Raw genomic sequence first — 4,711 nt, 5'->3', positions numbered from 1 at the left:
CAAGCTGATCCATCCCGAGTATGAAGCAGGTGTGCGTGCGGCATTGAAAAATGCGCATGGTTATCAGGCAAATACGATTGCGGTTAATGAGGAAGTGGATGCAGCAGAATAGCTGTAGACTTCTTCATTTTGTGAAAAGCCGGATGCCCCCGCTCCGGCTTTTTGCTTTTAGGAAGGCTTTTAAAAAAACGGTGTACTCTATTTGCCGATTGCCTTTTGCCATCAAGGAAGGCTATGCCCGACTTAATAAATATGCCCGGCACAAGAGATAAGAAGGACCAGCAATGCGGCTTGGTGGACGCCTACAGGCGGCAATTGAAGTTCTGAACGACATTGAAGTCGCCAAGCGACCGGCGTCCGACGCATTAAAGGATTGGGGCGCATCGCATCGTTTTGCCGGTGCTGGAGATCGTGCCGTTATCGGCAACATTGTTTATGATGCGTTGCGCCGTAAACTATCCATTGCCTGGCGCATGGATGCTGACGATGCACGCGCATTGGCCTATGGTGCGCTGGTCTCGGAAGGCGGCATGAATTTTGACTCCATTGATGCAGCGCTGGATGGGGATAAATTTGCGCCCGAACCCCTAGAGGCAGCGCCCTGTCAAGCATGGGTAACCCGCAATATTGCCGACGCGCCTGCTTATATCCGCGCAGATGTGCCGGAATGGTGTGTGCTTTCACTGGAAGAGTTGTTCGGCGAGCGCTGGGTGGACGAAGCGGCAGCGCTTGCCACGCGTCCCCCAGTTGATCTGCGCGTTAATCTGCTGAAAACAACGCCAGAAGCGGTTCTGGAGGCTTTGGAAAAAGCCGGTGCTGGCAAAGCGCCATTGCTCAATCAGGCTTTGCGCATTCCGCCTATCGAGGCTTTGGGTCGTCATCCGAATGTGCAGACGGATCAGGCGTTTCTTGATGGTGGGTTCGAAGTGCAGGATCTGGGTTCGCAGCTTGCAGCGCTTTTTGCCGGTGCAAAGCCCGGCGAACAGGTGCTGGATTATTGCGCAGGTGCAGGCGGAAAGACGTTGGCGCTGGCAGCGGCCATGCGCAACAGCGGTCAGGTCCATGCCTATGATGCTGAGCGCGCACGTCTTTCGCCCATGTATGACCGTTTGCAGCGGGCAGGGGTCCGCAACACGCAGGTGCATGGCGATCTTGATGCTCTGGCGCCATTGATCGAGCGCATGGACCTTGTGTTGACTGATGCACCTTGCACGGGTTCCGGCACATGGCGGCGCAGGCCGGATGCCAAATGGCGCCTGAATGACCAGCAGCTGGAGCGTCGCGTGCAGGATCAGCGCGAGGTGCTGGACGCCGCAAAGCATTATGTGAAGCCTGGCGGCAGGCTGGTTTATGTGACCTGCTCGCTCTTTGCCGAAGAAAATACGCGTCAGATCGAACGCTTCCTTGCCGAAAACAGCAACTTCACGGAAAGCGCACCAAAGGCGCTCTGGAAAGCTGTTACAGGCGATGCAATCCATTCAGAGCCGGTTTTTCCTGCTCATGGAGCTGTATTTTCTCCCTTGTCCATTGACACTGACGGATTTTATGTAAGTGTTTTGCAAAAGCACAATTAAGCTTGGGGGAGCTTAATGCCAGCGCATAGAGTTGCGGAACCGGATTTCAAACAACGTGTCGAGGAGAGCTTTGGTCGCCAGGCAGCGATGAAGCTCATCGGAGCCGATTTGACACGTTGTGAACCAGGCATTGTCGAAGTCGAAATGCCGTTTCGCGAAGAACTGACGCAACAGCATGGCATCCTTCACGCAGGAATAATTTCTGCAGCGCTCGATTCAGCCTGTGGTTACGCTGCACTCAGCCTCATGCCAACAGATGCTGCGGTGCTGACAATCGAGTTCAAGGTCAACCTGCTCGCCCCCGGCAGAGGTGACCGTTTTCTGTTTCGCGGCGAGGTTACCAAGCCCGGACGGACAATCATGGTCAGCGATGGACAGGCTTTTGCTGTCACCGACACAGAAGTGCGGCTTATTGCGACCATGACAGGCACAATGATGGTTGTTCAGGATCGCGAGGGGCTCAAGGGATGATCAAAACCATTGCAAGCAAACGACTTCTTTATGTGATGGCGACCGAGGCGGAATATGGCCCGTATCTCAGCTCGCTTTTTTTACCGCTGATGATCGGCGTTGGGCCGGTCGAAGCGTCAGTCAATCTGACACGTATACTGACTGTGCTCGAACAGCAGGGCGAATTGCCTGATCTGGTGGTTTCGATTGGCTCTGCCGGATCGGCAAAACTCACTCAAACCGAGGTGTTTCAGGTTTCATCAGTTGCTTATCGCGATATGGATGCTTCGCCTTTGGGCTTTGAGAAAGGCCGCACACCATTTCTCGATCTACCCATTACAAACGATCTGCATTGTCTTGTACCGGGACTGCCGAGAGCTTCTCTATCAACAGGGGCGAACATCGTGTCGGGCAAAGCCTATGACACAATTGATGCCGACATGGTTGATATGGAAACATTCGCTTGTTTGCGTGCCTGTCAGACCTTTGGTGTTGCTCTGATTGGCCTGCGCGGCATTTCCGATGGCGTGCGCGAATTAAGCCATATTGGCGACTGGACAGAGTATCTTCATGTCATCGATCAAAAGCTTGCCGGTGCTGTCGAGGATATGGAAGCTGCCATTCTGAATGGCGCGTTGTCTCTTCCTGACAAGGATATGTCAGTATAAGGCAAGTTTCTTCGTTTGTTTGTTGAAACGTGGCACTTCGTCCATTGCATTTTTGCCGCTTTTTATCTAGATGCTCGGCATGAGCACCACAGCAAATCCTGACACTATCCTTATCGTCGACTTTGGCAGCCAGGTCACGCAGCTTATTGCACGCCGCGTACGCGAGGCCGGAGTTTATTCTGAGATCGTTCCGTTTCAGTCTGCGGAAGATGCCTATAAGCGCATCAATCCGAAGGCAGTAATCCTGTCGGGTAGCCCACACTCGACAACGGACATTGGCAGCCCGCGCGCGCCACAGGCGATTTTCGAGACTGGAATTCCAGTTCTCGGCATCTGCTATGGCGAGCAGACCATGTGCGCCCAGCTGGGTGGCAAGGTCGAAAGTGGCCATGACCGTGAGTTCGGCCGTGCTTTCCTTGAAGTGCAAGAAGACAGTGCGCTGTTTGCTGGCGTTTGGGCAAAGGGTACACGTCATCAGGTCTGGATGAGCCACGGCGACCGCGTTACCGCACTTCCTGAAGGCTTTAAGGTTATTGGCACATCGCCCAATGCACCTTTCGCGGCCATTTCGGATGAGAAGCGCAAGTACTTTGCGGTTCAGTTTCATCCGGAAGTCGTGCACACGCCTGATGGTGCAAAGCTCATTCAGAACTTCGTTCACAACATCGTCGGTATCAAGCCAGACTGGACAATGTCTGCCTATCGCGAACAGGCTGTTGAAGCCATTCGCAAACAGGTCGGCAAAGGCAAGGTCATTTGCGCGCTCTCCGGTGGTGTTGATTCATCGGTTGCAGCCCTTCTGATCCACGAAGCCGTTGGCGATCAGCTCACCTGTATCCTCGTTGACCATGGTTTGATGCGCAAAAACGAGGCTGCGGATGTGGTGGCCATGTTCAGAGAACATTATAACCTGCCGCTCATTCTCGTGAATGCGCAGGACCGCTTCATCGGCGCTCTCGAAGGCGAAATCGATCCGGAAAAGAAGCGTAAAACCATTGGCCGTCTGTTCATCGAAGTTTTCGAAGAAGAAGCCAATAAGCTCGGCGGCGCAGATTTCCTTGCGCAGGGCACGCTTTATCCAGACGTTATCGAAAGCGTTTCGTTTACTGGCGGACCTTCGGTCACGATCAAGTCGCACCACAATGTTGGCGGCTTACCAGAGCGCATGAACATGCAGCTTGTCGAACCATTGCGCGAACTCTTCAAAGACGAAGTGCGCGTTCTGGGTAAGGAGCTTGGTCTTCCTGACAGTTTTATCGGTCGTCATCCGTTCCCTGGTCCGGGTCTGGCGATCCGTTGTCCGGGTGGCATCACGCGCGAAAAGCTTGAAATCCTGCGCGAAGCCGATGCGATTTATCTCGATGAAATCCGTAAGGCTGGTTTGTACGATGCAATCTGGCAGGCTTTCGCGGTTCTGCTTCCGGTCCAGACCGTGGGCGTCATGGGTGATGGCCGTACCTATGAATTTGTCTGCGCGCTACGCGCCGTGACTTCGGTCGATGGCATGACGGCAGACTTCTACCACTATGATATGAACTTCCTTGGCAATGCGGCCACCCGCATTATCAACGAGGTACGCGGCATCAATCGCGTTGTCTATGATGTGACATCGAAGCCTCCGGGCACGATCGAGTGGGAATGATTCGCGCCTACCCAGATGCCGCCGATAGCCGCCTATCTCCCTCTATAAAGCACTGAAAATAAACATTTTTCTTTCCGCCGTCTTTCGCCGTCAATCGCCGAGCCAGCCTCGCGATCGACGGCGGAGCTGACGGTATGGGGCGTCTTGTGACATCGCGGAATTGCATATACCGTCATGGCTTAGAGAGCTTGTGACGGTATTTTTTTGACCCTTATTCCATTGAGAATAAAGGAAAATTTGCCGACAGGGTTGGTCGATTTCGGCCTGACGGTATTTTCAGGGGCTCTCTGGCGTTTTTTGAACGATCTAGGAGGGTCCGATGCTTACCGATGCGGCAATCAAAGGGCACTGTTACTTTAACGTGAGTGCCGACGTAA

Annotated in this window: 4 protein-coding genes; all 4 read left to right on the top strand. The window is 53.7% G+C overall.

The genetic code is table 11. The features are described 5' to 3' along the window. The first annotated feature begins 284 nt into the window (after positions 1-284). The 4 genes from CEV31_RS19685 (at position 285) to guaA (ending at position 4,334) form a co-directional block, all read left to right on the top strand. On the top strand, positions 285-1,574 hold the full coding sequence (locus tag CEV31_RS19685; RefSeq protein ID WP_094509778.1) for an RsmB/NOP family class I SAM-dependent RNA methyltransferase: 1,290 nt from the start codon (positions 285-287) through the stop codon (positions 1,572-1,574). A gap of 15 nt (positions 1,575-1,589) precedes the next feature. Then, complete coding sequence (locus CEV31_RS19680) at positions 1,590-2,045, top strand: PaaI family thioesterase (protein ID WP_094509776.1); 456 nt, start codon at positions 1,590-1,592, stop codon at positions 2,043-2,045. Continuing rightward, entirely contained in the window at positions 2,042-2,692 is a 651-nt protein-coding gene (locus CEV31_RS19675) for a 5'-methylthioadenosine/S-adenosylhomocysteine nucleosidase (protein WP_094509774.1), read from the top strand. The genes CEV31_RS19680 and CEV31_RS19675 overlap by 4 nt, the downstream gene beginning before the upstream one ends. A 79-nt stretch (positions 2,693-2,771) precedes the next feature. Continuing rightward, entirely contained in the window at positions 2,772-4,334 is a 1,563-nt protein-coding gene (guaA, locus tag CEV31_RS19670; protein WP_094509780.1) for a glutamine-hydrolyzing GMP synthase, read from the top strand. The last annotated feature ends 377 nt before the right edge of the window (positions 4,335-4,711 follow it).

This window comes from Brucella thiophenivorans, from assembly GCF_002252445.1.
GTDB classification, from domain to species: Bacteria; Pseudomonadota; Alphaproteobacteria; order Rhizobiales; family Rhizobiaceae; genus Brucella; species Brucella thiophenivorans.
Note: the sequence above shows the minus strand (reverse complement) of the source record. Positions and strands in the feature narration are given on the sequence as shown.

Excerpts from the sequence above, each read along its gene's own strand:
- CEV31_RS19685 (WP_094509778.1), top strand. The coding sequence starts at position 285 with ATGCGGCTTGGTGGACGCCTACAGGCGGCAATTGAAGTTCTGAACGAC.
- guaA (WP_094509780.1), top strand. The coding sequence starts at position 2,772 with ATGAGCACCACAGCAAATCCTGACACTATCCTTATCGTCGACTTTGGC.
- CEV31_RS19675 (WP_094509774.1), top strand. The coding sequence starts at position 2,042 with ATGATCAAAACCATTGCAAGCAAACGACTTCTTTATGTGATGGCGACC.
- CEV31_RS19680 (WP_094509776.1), top strand. The coding sequence starts at position 1,590 with ATGCCAGCGCATAGAGTTGCGGAACCGGATTTCAAACAACGTGTCGAG.